Origin of the sequence: Escherichia sp. Marseille-Q3837 (assembly GCF_916618735.1) — a bacterium.
GTDB classification, from domain to species: domain Bacteria; phylum Pseudomonadota; class Gammaproteobacteria; order Enterobacterales; family Enterobacteriaceae; genus Escherichia; species Escherichia ruysiae.
In genome coordinates this window covers 1,160,647-1,180,138 of the sequence record NZ_CAKAKC010000001.1, presented here as the reverse complement: position 1 = coordinate 1,180,138, position 19,492 = coordinate 1,160,647, and the positions used below count along the sequence as shown (strand labels likewise).

12 protein-coding genes, 1 tRNA gene, 3 rRNA genes and 1 riboswitch are annotated in these 19,492 nt (G+C 51.2%); of the genes, 2 read left to right on the top strand and 14 right to left on the bottom strand.

Translation table 11 applies throughout. The features are described 5' to 3' along the window. Positions 1 to 4: 4 nt before the first annotated feature. From birA to btuB, 8 genes are all read right to left on the bottom strand, one after another. Positions 5 to 967, bottom strand: coding sequence for a bifunctional biotin--[acetyl-CoA-carboxylase] ligase/biotin operon repressor BirA (birA, locus tag LG381_RS05525; RefSeq protein ID WP_032227097.1), 963 nt, complete (start codon positions 965 to 967; stop codon positions 5 to 7). Further along, positions 964 to 1,992, bottom strand: a complete 1,029-nt coding sequence (gene murB / locus LG381_RS05520) for a UDP-N-acetylmuramate dehydrogenase (RefSeq protein WP_001016676.1) — start codon at positions 1,990 to 1,992, stop codon at positions 964 to 966. The genes birA and murB overlap by 4 nt, the downstream gene beginning before the upstream one ends. 134 nt (positions 1,993 to 2,126) lie before the next feature. Continuing rightward, positions 2,127 to 2,242 (bottom strand): 5S ribosomal RNA (gene rrf, locus LG381_RS05515). A 98-nt stretch (positions 2,243 to 2,340) separates the two neighbouring features. Further along, positions 2,341 to 5,243, bottom strand: a 23S ribosomal RNA gene (locus LG381_RS05510). Between the two features lie 191 nt (positions 5,244 to 5,434). Beyond that, positions 5,435 to 5,510, bottom strand: a tRNA-Glu gene (locus tag LG381_RS05505). 85 nt (positions 5,511 to 5,595) lie between these two features. After that, positions 5,596 to 7,137: ribosomal RNA gene (locus LG381_RS05500) — 16S ribosomal RNA — on the bottom strand. Together the 16S, 23S and 5S rRNA genes with 1 tRNA gene alongside form the textbook arrangement of a ribosomal RNA operon. Before the next feature lie 371 nt (positions 7,138 to 7,508). Continuing rightward, complete coding sequence (murI, locus tag LG381_RS05495; RefSeq protein WP_000201834.1) at positions 7,509 to 8,366, bottom strand: glutamate racemase; 858 nt, start codon at positions 8,364 to 8,366, stop codon at positions 7,509 to 7,511. After that, the gene (gene btuB / locus LG381_RS05490) at positions 8,311 to 10,155 is read right to left on the bottom strand and encodes a TonB-dependent vitamin B12 receptor BtuB (protein ID WP_175119290.1); all 1,845 of its coding nucleotides are present in this window, start codon (positions 10,153 to 10,155) and stop codon (positions 8,311 to 8,313) included. Before btuB ends, murI begins: the two co-directional genes overlap by 56 nt. Before the next feature lie 64 nt (positions 10,156 to 10,219). Continuing rightward, positions 10,220 to 10,411: riboswitch (cobalamin riboswitch) on the bottom strand. Between the two features lie 113 nt (positions 10,412 to 10,524). On the opposite strand from btuB, the gene trmA reads away from it, so the two are divergent. Continuing rightward, positions 10,525 to 11,625: a tRNA (uridine(54)-C5)-methyltransferase TrmA gene (trmA, locus tag LG381_RS05485; RefSeq protein ID WP_000186992.1), complete on the top strand. Its 1,101-nt coding sequence runs from the start codon at positions 10,525 to 10,527 to the stop codon at positions 11,623 to 11,625. Between the two features lie 39 nt (positions 11,626 to 11,664). Here trmA and LG381_RS05480 read toward each other — a convergent pair whose 3' ends face one another. The 4 genes from LG381_RS05480 to LG381_RS05465 all read right to left on the bottom strand — a co-directional run bounded on the left by LG381_RS05480 (position 11,665) and on the right by LG381_RS05465 (position 15,303). After that, the gene (locus tag LG381_RS05480; RefSeq protein ID WP_000806411.1) at positions 11,665 to 12,024 is read right to left on the bottom strand and encodes a YijD family membrane protein; all 360 of its coding nucleotides are present in this window, start codon (positions 12,022 to 12,024) and stop codon (positions 11,665 to 11,667) included. After that, the gene (fabR, locus tag LG381_RS05475; RefSeq protein ID WP_123007655.1) at positions 12,024 to 12,674 is read right to left on the bottom strand and encodes an HTH-type transcriptional repressor FabR; all 651 of its coding nucleotides are present in this window, start codon (positions 12,672 to 12,674) and stop codon (positions 12,024 to 12,026) included. Before fabR ends, LG381_RS05480 begins: the two co-directional genes overlap by 1 nt. Before the next feature lie 103 nt (positions 12,675 to 12,777). Further along, positions 12,778 to 14,094, bottom strand: coding sequence for a citrate-proton symporter (locus LG381_RS05470; RefSeq protein WP_225762114.1), 1,317 nt, complete (start codon positions 14,092 to 14,094; stop codon positions 12,778 to 12,780). Positions 14,095 to 14,136: 42 nt separating this feature from the next. Continuing rightward, the gene (locus tag LG381_RS05465; RefSeq protein WP_225762113.1) at positions 14,137 to 15,303 is read right to left on the bottom strand and encodes a M20 aminoacylase family protein; all 1,167 of its coding nucleotides are present in this window, start codon (positions 15,301 to 15,303) and stop codon (positions 14,137 to 14,139) included. A gap of 329 nt (positions 15,304 to 15,632) precedes the next feature. Here LG381_RS05465 and sthA point away from each other — a divergent pair, with 329 nt between their 5' ends. Next, positions 15,633 to 17,033 carry a Si-specific NAD(P)(+) transhydrogenase gene (gene sthA, locus LG381_RS05460; RefSeq protein WP_001120821.1) on the top strand — a complete coding sequence of 467 codons (1,401 nt, stop codon included), beginning with the start codon at positions 15,633 to 15,635 and terminating at the stop codon, positions 17,031 to 17,033. Here the strand turns inward: sthA and oxyR are convergent. Continuing rightward, positions 17,016 to 17,933, bottom strand: a complete 918-nt coding sequence (gene oxyR / locus LG381_RS05455) for a DNA-binding transcriptional regulator OxyR (protein WP_001025936.1) — start codon at positions 17,931 to 17,933, stop codon at positions 17,016 to 17,018. The two genes, sthA and oxyR, sit on opposite strands and share 18 nt — an antisense overlap. Before the next feature lie 251 nt (positions 17,934 to 18,184). Continuing rightward, entirely contained in the window at positions 18,185 to 19,468 is a 1,284-nt protein-coding gene (locus LG381_RS05450; protein WP_225762112.1) for an MFS transporter, read from the bottom strand. Positions 19,469 to 19,492: the final 24 nt, after the last annotated feature.

Sequence of the window (19,492 nt, the reverse complement as noted above, 5' to 3'; positions counted from 1 at the left end):
TTTATTATTCTGCGCTACGTAGGGATATTTCACCACCCATCCAGGGTTTTATTATTCCGTCCTGCTCAAGCAATAAAGCGCCCTGTTTGTCTATTCCGCGTGAAATACCAAATATTTCTTTATCACCAATGATAAGTTTCACTGGGCGATTAATAAAATTATCCAGCTTTTCCCAACGCGAAAGATAAGGTGCCAATCCTTCTTGCTCGAAGAGTTCCAGCGCCGCGCGTAATTCACGTATTAGCATGGCCGCCAACGTATTACGATCAAGATTGATCCCTGCTTCCTGCAATGTGATCCATCCCTGGTTAACGACACTCTCTTCAACACGACGCATTGCCATGTTGATCCCGGCGCCAATGACTATTTGCGCTGCATCGCCGGTTTTGCCAGTCAGCTCCACAAGAATGCCTGCCAGCTTGCGATCCTGTAGATAGAGGTCATTAGGCCATTTAACGCGAACTTTATCTGCACCCAGCTTGCGTAATACTTCCGCCATCACGATACCGATAACCAGACTTAAACCAATTGCCGCAGCCGGGCCTTGTTCCAGACGCCAGAACATCGACAAATATAAGTTTGCGCCAAAAGGCGAAAACCATTTTCGACCACGGCGACCACGGCCTGCCTGCTGATATTCTGCGACGCAGGCATCGCCCGATTTAAGCTCTTCGATACGATCAAGAAGGTACTGATTAGTGGAGTCAATTACTGGCAGCACGGCTACACTACCGCCATCCAGCTGACTCAATATCTGTTCAGCATTAAGTAACTGAATGGGCTCAGGCAGGCTGTATCCTTTACCCGGAACGGTAAAGACATCAACGCCCCAGTCACGCAGTGTTTGAATGTGTTTATTAATGGCCGCCCGGCTCATTCCTAACGTTTCACCCAGCTGCTCGCCAGAGTGAAATTCGCCATTCGCTAACAGCGTGATTAATTTCAGTGGAACGGTATTATCCTTCATGAAATCGTCTCCACTGCGCTAACTTCACCTGATGCACCAATAAAGCGAACTTCGGGCTCAAGCCAGACATTAAATTTTTCACCAACTTTCTGTCTTACATGATGTGCCAGTTGCACGACATCTTCGCTTTTTGCATTGCCTTCATTGACGAGAACTAACGCCTGTTGACGGTGTACCGCAGCCCCACCCATTTGCGTCCCTTTTAGCTGACACTGATCGATGAGCCAGCCAGCAGCCAGTTTTACTGAACCATCCGCCTGAGGGTAATTCGGTGCCGTTGGAAATTGTGCCAACAACGCGTTAGCCGTTTCCACAGATACAACAGGATTTTTGAAGAAACTACCAGCATTGCCGTTCACTTTTGGATCGGGCAGCTTTGTAGTTCTCATATGGCACACCGCATCAAATACTTGCTGTGGCGTTACTGTTGAAGGCTCCAGACGAGTTAAGTCACCGTAAGTCAGTACAGGTTGCCACTCTTTTGGCAGACGCAGACCTACAGCAACAATGGCGAAGCGGTCCTGATATTCATGCTTAAAAATACTGTCGCGATAGCCAAAACGGCACTCTTTGGCAGTTAAGCGCACTTGCTTGCCTGTCGTTAGCTCAACGCAGTCAACGTAATCGCAAACGCGCTGTAATTCTACGCCATAAGCACCAATATTCTGGATAGGTGATGAGCCGACACAACCAGGAATTAATGCCAGATTTTCCAGACCAGGCATACCTTCCTGCAAAGTGTATTTTACCAGGCGATGCCAGTTTTCTCCGGCTCCTACATGTAAATACCACGCATCAGGTTCATCATGAATTTCGATACCTTTGATCCGGTTGATGATCACCGTGCCGCGATAGTCTTCCAGAAAAAGTACATTACTTCCTTCACCCAGGATAAGAACGGGTTGTCCTTCTGCGGTTGCATGCTGCCAGGCATTGAGTAGTTGTTGTTCGTCTTCGGCACATACAATGTGCTGAGCATTATGATCAATGCCAAATGTGTTCCAGGGTTTTAAGGAGTGGTTCATAGCTGCTTTCCTGATACAAAAACGAGGCTAGTTTACCGTATCTGCGGGGGGATGGCTTGTAGATATGATGACAGGAAGAGTTTGTAGAAACGCAAAAAAGCCATCCTTGCGGATGGCCTTTCGCTTTATCTGATGCCTGGCAGTTCCCTACTCTCGCATGGGGAGACCCCACACTACCATCGGCGCTACGGCGTTTCACTTCTGAGTTCGGCATGGGGTCAGGTGGGACCACCGCGCTACGGCCGCCAGGCAAATTCTGTTTATCAACATGTCCTGTTCCGACATGTCGATTTAATCTGTATCAGGCTGAAAATCTTCTCTCATCCGCCAAAACAGCTTCGGCGTTGTAAGGTTAAGCCTCACGGTTCATTAGTACCGGTTAGCTCAACGCATCGCTGCGCTTACACACCCGGCCTATCAACGTCGTCGTCTTCAACGTTCCTTCAGGACTCTCAGGGAGTCAGGGAGAACTCATCTCGGGGCAAGTTTCGTGCTTAGATGCTTTCAGCACTTATCTCTTCCGCATTTAGCTACCGGGCAGTGCCATTGGCATGACAACCCGAACACCAGTGATGCGTCCACTCCGGTCCTCTCGTACTAGGAGCAGCCCCCCTCAGTTCTCCAGCGCCCACGGCAGATAGGGACCGAACTGTCTCACGACGTTCTAAACCCAGCTCGCGTACCACTTTAAATGGCGAACAGCCATACCCTTGGGACCTACTTCAGCCCCAGGATGTGATGAGCCGACATCGAGGTGCCAAACACCGCCGTCGATATGAACTCTTGGGCGGTATCAGCCTGTTATCCCCGGAGTACCTTTTATCCGTTGAGCGATGGCCCTTCCATTCAGAACCACCGGATCACTATGACCTGCTTTCGCACCTGCTCGCGCCGTCACGCTCGCAGTCAAGCTGGCTTATGCCATTGCACTAACCTCCTGATGTCCGACCAGGATTAGCCAACCTTCGTGCTCCTCCGTTACTCTTTAGGAGGAGACCGCCCCAGTCAAACTACCCACCAGACACTGTCCGCAACCCGGATCACGGGTCAACGTTAGAACATCAAACATTAAAGGGTGGTATTTCAAGGTCGGCTCCATGCAGACTGGCGTCCACACTTCAAAGCCTCCCACCTATCCTACACATCAAGGCTCAATGTTCAGTGTCAAGCTATAGTAAAGGTTCACGGGGTCTTTCCGTCTTGCCGCGGGTACACTGCATCTTCACAGCGAGTTCAATTTCACTGAGTCTCGGGTGGAGACAGCCTGGCCATCATTACGCCATTCGTGCAGGTCGGAACTTACCCGACAAGGAATTTCGCTACCTTAGGACCGTTATAGTTACGGCCGCCGTTTACCGGGGCTTCGATCAAGAGCTTCGCTTGCGCTGACCCCATCAATTAACCTTCCGGCACCGGGCAGGCGTCACACCGTATACGTCCACTTTCGTGTTTGCACAGTGCTGTGTTTTTAATAAACAGTTGCAGCCAGCTGGTATCTTCGACTGATTTCAGCTCCATGAGTAAATCACTTCACCTACATATCAGCGTGCCTTCTCCCGAAGTTACGGCACCATTTTGCCTAGTTCCTTCACCCGAGTTCTCTCAAGCGCCTTGGTATTCTCTACCTGACCACCTGTGTCGGTTTGGGGTACGATTTGATGTTACCTGATGCTTAGAGGCTTTTCCTGGAAGCAGGGCATTTGTTGCTTCAGCACCGTAGTGCCTCGTCATCACGCCTCAGCCTTGATTTTCCGGATTTGCCTGGAAAACCAGCCTACACGCTTAAACCGGGACAACCGTCGCCCGGCCAACATAGCCTTCTCCGTCCCCCCTTCGCAGTAACACCAAGTACAGGAATATTAACCTGTTTCCCATCGACTACGCCTTTCGGCCTCGCCTTAGGGGTCGACTCACCCTGCCCCGATTAACGTTGGACAGGAACCCTTGGTCTTCCGGCGAGCGGGCTTTTCACCCGCTTTATCGTTACTTATGTCAGCATTCGCACTTCTGATACCTCCAGCATGCCTCACAGCACACCTTCACAGGCTTACAGAACGCTCCCCTACCCAACAACACATAGTGTCGCTGCCGCAGCTTCGGTGCATGGTTTAGCCCCGTTACATCTTCCGCGCAGGCCGACTCGACCAGTGAGCTATTACGCTTTCTTTAAATGATGGCTGCTTCTAAGCCAACATCCTGGCTGTCTGGGCCTTCCCACATCGTTTCCCACTTAACCATGACTTTGGGACCTTAGCTGGCGGTCTGGGTTGTTTCCCTCTTCACGACGGACGTTAGCACCCGCCGTGTGTCTCCCGTGATAACATTCTCCGGTATTCGCAGTTTGCATCGGGTTGGTAAGTCGGGATGACCCCCTTGCCGAAACAGTGCTCTACCCCCGGAGATGAATTCACGAGGCGCTACCTAAATAGCTTTCGGGGAGAACCAGCTATCTCCCGGTTTGATTGGCCTTTCACCCCCAGCCACAAGTCATCCGCTAATTTTTCAACATTAGTCGGTTCGGTCCTCCAGTTAGTGTTACCCAACCTTCAACCTGCCCATGGCTAGATCACCGGGTTTCGGGTCTATACCCTGCAACTTAACGCCCAGTTAAGACTCGGTTTCCCTTCGGCTCCCCTATTCGGTTAACCTTGCTACAGAATATAAGTCGCTGACCCATTATACAAAAGGTACGCAGTCACCCCATAAAAGAGGCTCCCACTGCTTGTACGTACACGGTTTCAGGTTCTTTTTCACTCCCCTCGCCGGGGTTCTTTTCGCCTTTCCCTCACGGTACTGGTTCACTATCGGTCAGTCAGGAGTATTTAGCCTTGGAGGATGGTCCCCCCATATTCAGACAGGATACCACGTGTCCCGCCCTACTCATCGAGCTCACAGTATGTGCATTTTTGTGTACGGGGCTGTCACCCTGTATCGCGCGCCTTTCCAGACGCTTCCACTAACACACACACTGATTCAGGCTCTGGGCTGCTCCCCGTTCGCTCGCCGCTACTGGGGGAATCTCGGTTGATTTCTTTTCCTCGGGGTACTTAGATGTTTCAGTTCCCCCGGTTCGCTTCATTAACCTATGGATTCAGTTAATGATAGTGTGACGAATCACACTGGGTTTCCCCATTCGGAAATCGCCGGTTATAACGGTTCATATCACCTTACCGACGCTTATCGCAGATTAGCACGTCCTTCATCGCCTCTGACTGCCAGGGCATCCACCGTGTACGCTTAGTCGCTTAACCTCACAACCCGAAGATGTTTCGTAAAACACCATCGTGTTGCGAAAATTTGAGAGACTCACGAACAACTTTCGTTGTTCAGTGTTTCAATTTTCAGCTTGATCCAGATTTTTAAAGAGCAAATATCTCAAACATCACCCGAAGATGAGTTTTGAGATATTAAGGCAGGTGACTTTCACTCACAAACCAGCAAGTGGCGTCCCCTAGGGGATTCGAACCCCTGTTACCGCCGTGAAAGGGCGGTGTCCTGGGCCTCTAGACGAAGGGGACGTATCAGTCTGCTTCGCAAGACGCCTTGCTTTTCACTTTCTATCAGACAATCTGTGTGAGCACTTCAAAGTACGTTTCTTTAAGGTAAGGAGGTGATCCAACCGCAGGTTCCCCTACGGTTACCTTGTTACGACTTCACCCCAGTCATGAATCACAAAGTGGTAAGCGCCCTCCCGAAGGTTAAGCTACCTACTTCTTTTGCAACCCACTCCCATGGTGTGACGGGCGGTGTGTACAAGGCCCGGGAACGTATTCACCGTGGCATTCTGATCCACGATTACTAGCGATTCCGACTTCATGGAGTCGAGTTGCAGACTCCAATCCGGACTACGACGCACTTTATGAGGTCCGCTTGCTCTCGCGAGGTCGCTTCTCTTTGTATGCGCCATTGTAGCACGTGTGTAGCCCTGGTCGTAAGGGCCATGATGACTTGACGTCATCCCCACCTTCCTCCAGTTTATCACTGGCAGTCTCCTTTGAGTTCCCGGCCAAACCGCTGGCAACAAAGGATAAGGGTTGCGCTCGTTGCGGGACTTAACCCAACATTTCACAACACGAGCTGACGACAGCCATGCAGCACCTGTCTCACAGTTCCCGAAGGCACCAATCCATCTCTGGAAAGTTCTGTGGATGTCAAGACCAGGTAAGGTTCTTCGCGTTGCATCGAATTAAACCACATGCTCCACCGCTTGTGCGGGCCCCCGTCAATTCATTTGAGTTTTAACCTTGCGGCCGTACTCCCCAGGCGGTCGACTTAACGCGTTAGCTCCGGAAGCCACGCCTCAAGGGCACAACCTCCAAGTCGACATCGTTTACGGCGTGGACTACCAGGGTATCTAATCCTGTTTGCTCCCCACGCTTTCGCACCTGAGCGTCAGTCTTCGTCCAGGGGGCCGCCTTCGCCACCGGTATTCCTCCAGATCTCTACGCATTTCACCGCTACACCTGGAATTCTACCCCCCTCTACGAGACTCAAGCCTGCCAGTATCAGATGCAGTTCCCAGGTTGAGCCCGGGGATTTCACATCTGACTTAACAGACCGCCTGCGTGCGCTTTACGCCCAGTAATTCCGATTAACGCTTGCACCCTCCGTATTACCGCGGCTGCTGGCACGGAGTTAGCCGGTGCTTCTTCTGCGGGTAACGTCAATGAGCAAAGGTATTAACTTTACTCCCTTCCTCCCCGCTGAAAGTACTTTACAACCCGAAGGCCTTCTTCATACACGCGGCATGGCTGCATCAGGCTTGCGCCCATTGTGCAATATTCCCCACTGCTGCCTCCCGTAGGAGTCTGGACCGTGTCTCAGTTCCAGTGTGGCTGGTCATCCTCTCAGACCAGCTAGGGATCGTCGCCTAGGTGAGCCGTTACCCCACCTACTAGCTAATCCCATCTGGGCACATCCGATGGCAAGAGGCCCGAAGGTCCCCCTCTTTGGTCTTGCGACGTTATGCGGTATTAGCTACCGTTTCCAGTAGTTATCCCCCTCCATCAGGCAGTTTCCCAGACATTACTCACCCGTCCGCCACTCGTCAGCGAAACAGCAAGCTGTTTCCTGTTACCGTTCGACTTGCATGTGTTAGGCCTGCCGCCAGCGTTCAATCTGAGCCATGATCAAACTCTTCAATTTAAAAGTTTGATGCTCAAAGAATTAAACTTCGTAATGAATTACGTGTTCACTCTTGAGACTTGGTATTCATTTATCGTCCGAGGACGTTAAGAATCCGTATCTTCGAGTGCCCACACAGATTGTCTGATAAATTGTTAAAGAGCAGTGCCGCTTCGCTTTTTCTCAGCGGCGCGGGGTGTGCATAATACGCTTTCCCGCTACAGAGTCAAGCATTTTTTGCTTTTCTCTGTTGAGATTCTCAGGAGAATCCCGCTGACCCGGCGGCGTGTTTGCCGTTGTTCCGTGTCAGTGGTGGCGCATTATAGGGAGTTATTCTGAGCTGACAAGAGGAAATTTAAAATAATTTTCCGAATGCGCAACATTCAACCAAATCAGCCTGAAACTGCCAGTTTTTCGAGCGTTTTGAAACCGTAACGCTGTAAAACGGGCAATAATTGTTCTGCTTCCGGCGTCATTGCCATACAAAAGGCAACATTCGCATCGGCAGATTTTGCATCCGGGGCTTCATGTTCTAACAACCAGGCTGTTCGGCGGGCAATTGCTGCGCCAGAATCTACCAGCCGTGTTCCCTCTGGTAGCACCTGTAACAGTTCTTCTCGTAATAGAGGGAAATGAGTACACCCCAGAACAACAGTATCTGGTGGCTCTTTCATTCTTAACCACGGACGCAAGATACGCTTTAGCGCATCCAGAGAAACTTCGTCGCCATGCAGTTTCGCTTCAGCCAGCTCAACCATCTCTGCCGATCCGAGCATTTCTATCTGACATTCATTGGCGAAACGCGCAATCAGTTCATGGGTATAAGAACGTTTAACTGTTCCGCGAGTTGCCAGCAATCCAACAATGCCATTAGCGGTCAGACGCGCTGCGGGTTTAATCGCCGGCACGACACCGACAACCGGGAAGTCAAACTTTTCGCGTAATGCAGGAAGCGAAACGGTGCTGGCGGTGTTGCAGGCCACCACAGCCAGCGCAAGGGGATAATGCTCTTGCACCGCAGTGACAATTTCCACTACGCGCTCAACAATAAACGCTTCGCTTTTTTCGCCATACGGGAAAGCAACATTATCGAAAGCATAAATGTAATGGAGATCCGGTAAGAGACGCCGGATCTCGTCATAGACCGACAGCCCACCGACGCCGGAGTCAAACACCAGCACGGTGGGACGTGGTTCAGAAGGTGTAGCTGCCAGACAAGGTGTATTCCCGTCCTGCAGTTTGGTAGCCATAGACTGTCTCGTAATCTTTGTCGAACAAGTTGGCTATTTTACCACGAACAGTCAGATGAGAGGTGACCGGATACGCAACCGCAAGATCCCACAAGCTCACACCGCCCATTTTAACGGTTTGATAAGGATAAGATGAGTAATCCTTATCATAGCGAGTGCCTAAATACTGATAAGTAATACCCCAGTCGAAGTCATACAGTTGCCAGTCGAGCTGATATTTCACCTGCTGTTTAGCGCGACGTAGCAACGGCGTGTCGGTAATCGCGTTACGCGCATCGACATAATCATAACTCACCGTATGCGTCAGCGGTCCGGTATCAAAATTGGCGGTCGCCTCGACGCCCTTAATCCGCGCTTTCCCTTCGTTGTAGTATTTGAGGGTGTGATCATCGTAATCGATCAAGTCACTAACATCGTTACGGTATCCGGAAATACGCCAGTTCACTCCAGCAGTTAAGCCTTCAAACGCCCCTTCCCACTGTTTGCTTTTCTCAGGGTTCAGATCCGGATTACCGTAGAAGCCATAGAGTTGCCCAAGATTAGGTGCCTTGTACGACGTACCATAAGAAGCGATAAACCGATAACCTTCGATGAATTCCCAACCGACGCTGGTTTGCCAGGTTCCATGACGACCAAACTGTGAGTTATCGTCGCTGCGTGCTGCGCCTTCAAAGGTAAAATCGCCGACTTGTTGCAACCCGGTCAGATAGATGCCGGTATTACGTTGATCATATCCATCCTCAACATAACCTGTACCCGGCGTCGTAGTCTGTTTCTGCCAGTCGACACCCGCACCAATACTACCGTGACCAACGATGACATTGTTTGCCCACTGAACGGTGTATTGCTTCATCTCATCAAGCGTTGCGGACGAATCATAACGACCATAATGGGGATCGTAGTTGTAATCTTTGCTATGGCTATAGCTGGTAATGAGTTGTGATTTAATCAGTTCGCCGTTATAGCGCAGCCCGGCATCCCAGCTTTGGCTATAGAGTTTGCGAGTATCGAGCAGCGGCGAGCCGGGAGAATAATACGCGTCATAATTGGTACGGTTATCATAGCCATAGCCGCGCACAAAGCCGCTCCAGGCATCAGTAAAGTTATGCTCCAGCGCGCCATAAAGCGTTTTACTTAAGAAACCATCGTTATCTGGCTGCGCTTGCGTTCCGGTATTGCCATAAGCGACAACATCATAACCATGAGTATGGGCATAATCGCCCAACAACGTTACTCGTGTCTTATCCCCCAGTTGTTGCTGCGTAGAGACATCATAGTTCTGATAACTATTGCTTCCCCACCCTGCTGAAATTTCCGTTCCGGGTTCATCGCGCGTCGTGATGATATTCACCACCCCGCCTATTGCATCGGAACCATATACGGCGGAACGCGGCCCACGGATATATTCAACACGCTGGACAAGCGCAATAGGGAACTGGCTAAGGTCGGCAGAACCACTCACCCCCGCCAGATTCAGGCGCACACCATCAATTAACACCAATACATGACTGGCATTTGTACCGCGAATAAAAATAGAAGAGAGCTGACCTGAACCGCCGTTTTGGGTGATATCCACGCCCGGAAGACGGCGCAACACATCATTGACGGAGGTTGATTGCCAGCGGTCGATATCCTGACGCGTCACAACGGTAGTTGGTGCAAGCACAGTGCTGCGCGGCTGTTCAAAACGGTTAGCAGTAACAACGAGAGTATCCGGGCTGGTATCCTGTGCCCAAGCGGAAAAGGCTGTGACGGAACACGCCGTCAGCAGCGAAGCTTTTTTAATCATTGTAAAGCATCCACAATAGAAGAAGGATGCCGCAGGTTTCACCAATATTACGCGATGATGAGAACCAGATGCGACGTTAGCCGGCAGGTCTTCGGGCTTGGAGGGGTATCTGAGGATACAAAGAGATGATGACTTCCCACCGGATGGCAGTGTCCGCATTACGCAATCATCGCACCTTTCCTTACCGCTGCGCGTCAGCTCCAGATTCGCACTGGATTCCCTATTAACTCACAGGACCGGCGAGTGGATGCTACAGGTTGTAACAAGTTGCTGTCCAGACGTAGCTCACAAATAGGAATCTATCAAGATCTGGACATCTGATGAGCAATCCCTACAATCGCCGCGTACATTTCATTTTCAGGATACATCATGACCCCCGAACACCTTCCAACAGAACAGTATGAAGCGCAGTTAGCCGAAAAAGTGGTACGTTTGCAAAGTATGATGGCGCCGTTTTCTGACCTGGTTCCGGAAGTGTTTCGCTCGCCGGTCAGTCATTACCGGATGCGTGCAGAGTTCCGCATCTGGCACGATGGCGATGACCTGTATCACATCATTTTCGATCAACAAACCAAAAGCCGCATCCGCGTGGATAGCTTCCCCGCCGCCAGTGAACTTATCAACCAGTTGATGGGCGCGATGATTGCGGGTGTGCGCAATAATCCCGTTCTGCGCCACAAGTTGTTCCAGATTGATTACCTCACCACGCTGAGCAATCAGGCGGTGGTTTCCCTGCTGTACCATAAAAAGCTGGATGACGAGTGGCGCCAGCAGGCAGAAGCCCTGCGCGATGCACTGCGAGCGCAGAATCTGAATGTGCATCTGATTGGTCGGGCAACAAAAACCAAAATCGAGTTGGATCAAGATTACATCGACGAACGTCTGCCGGTTGCAGGGAAAGAGATGATCTACCGTCAGGTGGAGAACAGCTTCACTCAGCCGAACGCGGCGATGAATATTCAGATGCTGGAATGGGCGCTGGACGTAACCAAGGGTTCAAAAGGCGATTTACTGGAGCTGTACTGCGGCAACGGTAATTTTTCATTAGCTCTGGCGCGCAATTTTGATCGAGTATTAGCTACCGAAATCGCTAAGCCATCGGTCGCTGCCGCGCAATACAATATTGCTGCTAACCATATTGATAACGTACAAATTATTCGTATGGCGGCGGAAGAGTTTACCCAGGCGATGAATGGTGTGCGCGAGTTTAACCGCCTGCAAGGGATCGATTTAAAGAGTTATCAGTGCGAAACCATTTTTGTCGATCCGCCGCGCAGCGGTCTGGACAGTGAAACAGAGAAAATGGTGCAGGCGTATCCGCGTATTTTGTACATCTCCTGCAACCCGGAAACGTTATGCAAGAATCTGGAAACATTAAGCCAGACGCACAAAGTTGAACGTCTGGCTCTGTTTGATCAGTTCCCCTACACGCACCATATGGAGTGCGGCGTGTTACTGACGGCGAAGTAAAACCCATGCCGAATGCGCCAGCATCCGGCATGTTACTGATTACTCAGCAACTTCCTGCTTACGGTTACGCATCTTCGCGCCAATCCAGAACACCATAATGACGGACAGCACTGCCGGGAAGAAGTTAGAACCGATATCCGGATATTCCGCACGAACCACAGTGCTGTACAGCAGAACACCGAGAATAAAACAGGCGGCAGCCAGCCCCGGCAAGCCTACCGGCATGGTGCGATTAAGATAACGTTGATGCAGGCAGTAAACCGTCAGCACCAGAGAAATAATCGGGAATACAGAAAATGGCACAATGGAGCTAAACAGCGCCGCAAACGTACCATTGATCGATAAGCCAGCAACCAACGCCAGCAGCAGCGTACCTCTATCTTGATTTGCTTGTTTCATTACTCGTCCTTCACATTTCCCGGAATAGTTGCGGTTTTCTCTTGTTCACGGCGATACCAGTAATAAGCCCCTTTCGAAATCATTCGCAGTTGCAGTACCAGTCGCTCTTCTAATTGCCGACGTTGTTCGACGCCGACGTCCAACGCCTCGGCACCCGCACTGAAGACAATCGTCACCATTGCTTCGGCTTGCGCTTCAGTAAACGCACGAGGCATGTGGTTTTCGAGTTCCAGATAGTCCGCAAGTTCCGCAATGAAGTGCTGAATTTCACGCGCAACGGCGGCACGAAACGCAGCGGAAGTGCCGGAGCGTTCCCGCAATAATAACCGGAAGGCGTTCGGATTATTACCGATGAACTCCATAAATGTGGAGACCGAGGTACGGATCACACTCCCGCCTTTGGCAATACGCTGACGCGCCTGGCGCATGAGTTGGCGCAGCATCAAACCGCTCTCATCAACCATGGTCAGACCAAGTTCGTCTACGTCGCGGAAATGCCGGTAAAAAGAGGTGGGAGCAATGCCCGCTTCTCGCGCCACTTCACGCAAACTCAGGCTGGCGAAGCTGCGTTCAGCACTTAATTGGCTAAATGCGGCTTCCACCAGCGAACGGCGGGTTTTTTCTTTTTGTTGCGCTCTTACGCCCATCACAATGTCTGAATCCTTGCCAAAAGTACTGCTGGCACTATACCAGAGAATGAACATACTGGATTGCTCCAGTGTTGTGAATGAACGGTAACGCAATAAAACACATTTACTGCAGCTCTTTGGCTGGTTCTTTCACAAACAACAACGCCAGCATCGACAGCAACGTGCCGCCGCCCAGATACCACGCCGGAGCCGTCAGACTCTCCAGTAACACGATAGATTGCGTGGCGAAATATTGTGCAAAACCACCAAAAATTGCCACACCAATGCTATAAACCAGCGCGAAGCCCAATGCCCGGATCCGTTTCGGCAATAGTTCGGAAATCAACAACATTACCGGCACACCGCCAAGCGTAGTAAAGCTGACCATCACGAAAACCACCGTCAGCAACATGCCAGGGCTTGGGTAATTCACCAACAGCCAGAACGAAGGCCAGCTACAGAGAAGCACCATCACACGGGAGATTAAAATCAGCTTTTTACGCCCGACCGAATCACACAGCATCCCCACCAGCAGCGCCCCCACAAACGTAATAACGCCCGCCAGTAACATCGCTGCATGAGAATAATGTTGAGGCATCGCCAGATACTTCGCCGCCCAGGTGCCGTAGTAAAAGAGGGAGATATAGGTTGCTACCGTACTGCCAATCGCGAGTAAAACACCGTTAGCGAGAGTCGCTTTATGTTGCAGAAGCAGGGAAAACGTACTTTCGCTGGCAGCAGCACTCTTCTTATTCGCCACTTCAGGCGCATCATTTTCCAGACTCAGGCGCAGCCAGCAACCGATGGGTGCTAACAGCACACCAATAAAAAACGGCACTCGCCAGCCCCATTCCGCCATTACGGTCTCTGAACCTGTGGCACACGGCAGCCATGCACTCAACCCTAAAGCGACGATGCCACCAAAGGTCGTTGCCAGCCCCTGGGTCGCCAGCGACCAACTGCTGTAAAAGCCGCGACGATTTGCCGGCGCAGACTCAACCAGCAAAGACATTGAGGCGCCGACTTCACCACCTGCCGCAACGCCCTGGATCAGACGCGCCAGCACCAGCGTTGCCGTTCCCCAATAGCCCGCCGTCGCATAGGTCGGCGCGATGCCGATCATCAGTGTACCAAGGCTCATCAGGGCAATGGTGAACACCATCGCGGGTTTGCGTCCGAAACGATCGGCCCAGGCGCCAACGATAATCCCACCAAGCGGGCGCATAAAAAAGCTCACGCCAAAAGTCGCAAATGCCAGTAACAGCGCAACGTTATGATCGGCACTGGGAGGAAAGAAAAGTGTACTGATATAGACCACAAAAAAGTTGTAAACGCCAAAATCAAAAAATTCGAGCGCATTGCCAAACGCCGAGGCAAAAATCACCCGCTTACCGCTGGGCTTTTTCTTTACGCCCACCGATTCATTTACGATCGCCGTCATTCCATATTCCTTGCCAGAAAGTGTTGTTGTGTGTTGTTTTATTTATTGCAACCAGGCTTCCACCAGCGCGCCCCAGTAGCTACTTGCCGGCACCAGACTTGCATCGTTGAAGTCGTACCCGGGGTTATGCACCATGCAGGAACCTTCCCCGACATCACCATTACCGAACAACAGGAAAGCGCCTTTTGGCTGGGCTTCCAGCATGAAAGAGAAGTCTTCACTGCCCATCAGAGGCTTGATGCCAAACTCCGCCCTGTCTTCACCAAACGTTTCGCAGGCCACCTGGCAGGCAAATCTCGCCATCGCCTCATCATTCACTAACACCGGAGTGCCGTTAACATGCATCACATCAGCCGTAGCGCCAAAGCTAACGGCCTGGGCTTGTGCCAGAGCAGGAATACGGGTCAGAAGAAGTTGCCGGGTTTCACGGCTAAGCGAGCGGACGCTGATTTTCATCTCAGCACTATCTGGAATGACGTTAGCAGCCTCACCCGCAACAATGCTGCCAACGGTAATGACTGCTGCTTCCAGCGGATCGACATTGCGCGACACAATACTTTGTAATGCGGTGGTGATATGTGCCGCGACCAGCACCGGGTCGATGGCTTTGTGGGGAATCGCACCATGTCCACCACAGCCACGAACCGTAATGTGGAACTGATCCATTGACGCCATCAGCGCCCCTGGCTGAAAGTAAAACTTGCCAACCGGCAGACCCGGCATATTGTGCATACCGAAAATCACATCGCAGGGGAAACGGTCAAAAAGACCTTCTTTAACCATAATCTCACCGCCGTTGATCATCTCTTCAGCTGGCTGGAAGATGAGACGCAACGTGCCGTTAAAGCGGCGGGTTTCGGCAAGATAGCGCGCGGCACCCAGCAATATTGTGGTATGCCCGTCATGCCCACAGGCGTGCATCAAACCAGGTTGTTTGCTGGACCAGGGTTTGCCGCTATTTTCATAAATCGGTAACGCATCCATATCCGCCCGCAAACCAATACTTTTCTCTCCGTCGCCCACTTTTAAGGTGGCAACCACGCCGGTCGTCGCCAGCTCTTGCTCTACCTCATAGCCCCACTGGCGCAGCTTTTCTGCTACCAACGCACTGGTTTGAAACTCCTGTAACCCCAGCTCCGGGTTTTCATGGATCTGATGGCGAATCTCGCGCAGTTCTTCCTCAAACCCACGAATATAGTGTTCGATCATCTGCTATTCCCTTATTTATAGATAAACAGGCTAATTGACGGATTTTATTGATGGTATAAATACAAATATCCCATCAATATAAAATATTTATATATTTGTTTTATAAGAAAATTTCACAAAGACAATAACAAAAAAGCACACTTCATCAAGATAAAACTGCCAGTCACAAGAAAAAGCGATTAATAGTGAATAAATAAAATAAGAAGGAGGAAGACAAAGCAAAGGCCGCTCACGATATAGCCAGATAAATGACGGGGATCAATTGGCTTACCCGCGATAAAATGTTACCATTCTGTTGCTTTTATGTATAAGAACAGGTAAGCCCTACCATGCCACATTCCTACGATTACGATGCCATAGTAATAGGTTCCGGCCCCGGCGGCGAAGGCGCTGCAATGGGTCTGGTTAAGCAAGGTGCGCGCGTCGCAGTTATCGAGCGTTATCAAAATGTTGGCGGCGGTTGCACCCACTGGGGCACCATCCCGTCGAAAGCTCTCCGTCACGCCGTCAGCCGCATTATAGAATTCAATCAAAACCCACTTTACAGCGACCATTCGCGACTGCTCCGCTCTTCTTTTGCCGATATCCTTAACCATGCCGATAACGTGATTAATCAACAAACACGTATGCGTCAGGGATTTTACGAACGTAATCACTGCGAAATATTGCAGGGGAACGCTCGCTTTGTTGACGAGCATACGCTGGCGCTTGATTGCCCGGACGGCACGGTCGAAACGCTGACCGCAGAAAAATTTGTTATTGCCTGCGGCTCTCGTCCATATCATCCGGCGGACGTTGATTTTACCCATCCGCGCATTTACGACAGCGACTCAATTCTTAGCATGCATCACGAACCACGCCACGTGCTTATCTACGGTGCCGGAGTGATCGGCTGCGAATACGCATCGATCTTCCGTGGAATGGATGTGAAAGTGGATCTGATCAACACCCGCGATCGTTTGTTGGCGTTTCTTGATCAAGAGATGTCAGATTCTCTCTCGTACCACTTCTGGAACAGCGGTGTGGTAATTCGTCACAACGAAGAATACGAGAAGATTGAAGGTTGTGACGACGGCGTAATCATGCACCTGAAATCAGGCAAGAAACTAAAAGCCGACTGCCTGCTCTATGCCAACGGCCGCACCGGTAATACCGATTCGCTGGCGCTGCATAATATTGGTCTGGAAACTGACAGTCGTGGCCAGCTTAAGGTCAATAGCATGTATCAAACCGCACAGCCGCATGTTTATGCCGTGGGCGACGTGATTGGTTATCCGAGCCTAGCGTCGGCGGCCTATGACCAGGGGCGCATCGCCGCACAGGCGCTGGTGAAAGGTGAAGCCACCGCGCATCTGATTGAAGATATCCCTACCGGCATCTACACCATCCCGGAAATCAGCTCAGTCGGTAAAACCGAACAGCAACTGACCGCGATGAAAGTGCCGTATGAAGTGGGTCGCGCCCAGTTCAAACATCTGGCGCGAGCGCAAATCGTTGGCATGAACGTGGGTACGCTGAAAATCTTATTCCATCGGGAAACAAAAGAGATTCTTGGGATTCATTGCTTTGGCGAGCGCGCTGCCGAAATTATTCATATCGGTCAGGCGATTATGGAACAGAAAGGTGGCGGCAACACCATTGAGTACTTCGTTAACACCACCTTTAACTACCCGACCATGGCGGAAGCCTATCGGGTAGCGGCACTAAACGGCTTAAACCGCCTGTTTTAACGCTTTATCGAAATGGCCATCCATTCGTGCGCGGATGGCCTCTGCCAGTTGTTCATAACGACTACGCAGCGGTGAGCCAGGACGATATACCAGGCCAATAGTGCGGCGTGGTTCCGGCTTAATGCACGGCAGATAAACAACGCCATCGCGTTTGCGCTCTGGCGGTACAGCCAGCGCAGGCAGTAAAGTGATCCCGCTACCTGCCGCCACCATGTTGCGCAGCGTCTCCAGACTGGTGGCGCGGAAATGTGTATCTTCATCCGCCCCGGCTTCAAAGCAGAAGCCCATCGCCTGATCGCGCAGACAGTGACCATCTTCCAGCATCAGCAGTTTTTCCCCTGCCAGATCGGCCATCGGTACGCATTCGCGGTTCGCCCACGGATGATCTTCGTAGATAGCCAGCAACATTGGTTCGTCAAACAACGGCACTTCAATGAATGCTTCGCTTTCTTTCACCAGCGCGAGGATCACGCAATCGAGTTTGCCACTGTCCAGTTGCGCCAGTAACTGGTGGGTCTGCGCTTCATGCAGATACATTTCCAGCTTTGGAAAGGTCTGGTGCAGCATCGGGATAATATGCGGTAGCAGGTAAGGCCCGACCGTGGGAATCAAACCAATGTGCAGCGGCCCGGACATGGTCTCGCCCTGCTGGCTTGCCATCTCTTTAAGGACTTTCACCTCACGCAGCACGGTACGCGCCTGATCCACCAGCAGCATTCCCGCCTGGGTGAATAACACTTTACGGCTGGTTCGCTCCAGCAGCATCACGCCCAGCTCATCTTCCAGCTTACGAATTTGCCCGCTAAGCGTCGGCTGGCTAACGTGGCAGGAATCTGCCGCACGCCGAAAATGGCGGTGTTCGGCCAGTGCCACCAGGTACTCAAGATCACGAATATTCATTATCCATCCTCCATCGCCACGATAGTTCATGGCGATAGGTAGCATAGCAACGAACGATTATCCCTATCAAGCATTCTGACTGATAATTGCTCACAGAAACGGAGCGGCACCTCTTTAACCCTTGAAGTCACTGCCCGTTTCGAGAGTTTCTCAACTCGAATAACTAAAGCCAACGTGAACTTTTGCGGATCTCCAGGATCCGCTTTTTTTTATTTCTTCCGACCCTCCAGCGGAGGGCCAGGCTGCAATACTTACTCAATGCGATCTTTGACGATAAAGAAGTAACACAGCGCACCAGTGAAGGTCACACAGGCCGCGATAACCAGCGCCAGATTAAACGAGTGCGTGGTATCCACCACCCAGCCGGTTACGATCGGGGCAAAGGAAGCAAAGACAAAACTACCAAAGTTTTGAATCCCGGCGATGGAAGCCACTTTTGTTTCTGACACCATCACCTGAACCAGTCCCCATGCAGATGTTCCCGCAAAATGCACGCAGAACAGCGCCATTGAGATAAACGCCACCGCTTGCGCAGGCGAGGAAGATTGCACGACCAGCAACGTTCCTAATGCCGACATCATCAAACCGCAGACAATAGCCGTTTTACGCGTCTTCGCCAGGTCGTAGCCTTTTTTCGCCAGTCGATCGACAACAATACCGTTAACCCACATCCCGACCGCCGCCGCGAGGAAAGGAATCGCCGCCACCCAGCCCGTTTTCGCCAGACTGAAACCTTGCTCGGCCTGCAAATAACCGGGTAACCACGCGATGTAGAGCCAACCGGTATAGTTAACCCCAGAGAAACCTAAAATCATCCCCCAGGTTGTCCGGTGCTTAAACAGCGCCAGCCACTCGCTAAATTGCAGCTGTGGACGCGGTTTAACCGGCGCGGAGAGATACGTCCGTTCTTCGTCGGTCAGGACAAACTGCGCCCGGTTGCGATACCACACGTACCAGCAAATCCCAACCAGAATCCCCGCTACGCCGATGATAACGAACATCGCCCGCCAGCCCCATGCCAACTGCATCAATACAAGAGCAGGAGGCGCGATGGCCTGACCGATAACGGTAGATGAGTTAAAAATTCCCAGCGCCGTGCCGCGTTCTTTTTGTGCATACCAGTCGGTGATCGACTTTACTCCCGCAGGCATAAATGGCGCTTCGCCAATACCCAGACCGATACGCATTAAAATAAAGTGGCTAAAAGAATTAACCATTCCTGTTAATGCCTGCATTAATGACCAGAATATTAAGCCTGCGCCTAAAACTATTCGTGGGCCAAAGCGGTCTAGCAAAATACCGGAAGGAAGTTGTGAAAAACCATAAGACAGAGAAAATGCAGAAAGCAGAAAACCAAACTCTGTCGCCGATAATCCTAACTCGCCACGAATCGCTTCGCCTGCCACGCTCAATGACGAACGGTCGAGAAAATTAACGACCCCCGCCATAAATAATAAAACCAGGGTCACGGTCTGAATACGACGAATCCGTTGCGGTTTATTACCCGCAACACTGGTTGACACATCAACGTCCATTTTTAGCTCCTTGAGCGGAATTAA

Coding starts and splice junctions, on each gene's coding strand:
- birA (WP_032227097.1), bottom strand. CDS start 967: ATGAAGGATAATACCGTTCCACTGAAATTAATCACGCTGTTAGCGAAT.
- murB (WP_001016676.1), bottom strand. CDS start 1,992: ATGAACCACTCCTTAAAACCCTGGAACACATTTGGCATTGATCATAAT.
- murI (WP_000201834.1), bottom strand. CDS start 8,366: ATGGCTACCAAACTGCAGGACGGGAATACACCTTGTCTGGCAGCTACA.
- btuB (WP_175119290.1), bottom strand. CDS start 10,155: ATGATTAAAAAAGCTTCGCTGCTGACGGCGTGTTCCGTCACAGCCTTT.
- trmA (WP_000186992.1), top strand. CDS start 10,525: ATGACCCCCGAACACCTTCCAACAGAACAGTATGAAGCGCAGTTAGCC.
- LG381_RS05480 (WP_000806411.1), bottom strand. CDS start 12,024: ATGAAACAAGCAAATCAAGATAGAGGTACGCTGCTGCTGGCGTTGGTT.
- LG381_RS05470 (WP_225762114.1), bottom strand. CDS start 14,094: ATGACGGCGATCGTAAATGAATCGGTGGGCGTAAAGAAAAAGCCCAGC.
- LG381_RS05465 (WP_225762113.1), bottom strand. CDS start 15,303: ATGATCGAACACTATATTCGTGGGTTTGAGGAAGAACTGCGCGAGATT.
- sthA (WP_001120821.1), top strand. CDS start 15,633: ATGCCACATTCCTACGATTACGATGCCATAGTAATAGGTTCCGGCCCC.
- oxyR (WP_001025936.1), bottom strand. CDS start 17,933: ATGAATATTCGTGATCTTGAGTACCTGGTGGCACTGGCCGAACACCGC.
- LG381_RS05450 (WP_225762112.1), bottom strand. CDS start 19,468: ATGGACGTTGATGTGTCAACCAGTGTTGCGGGTAATAAACCGCAACGG.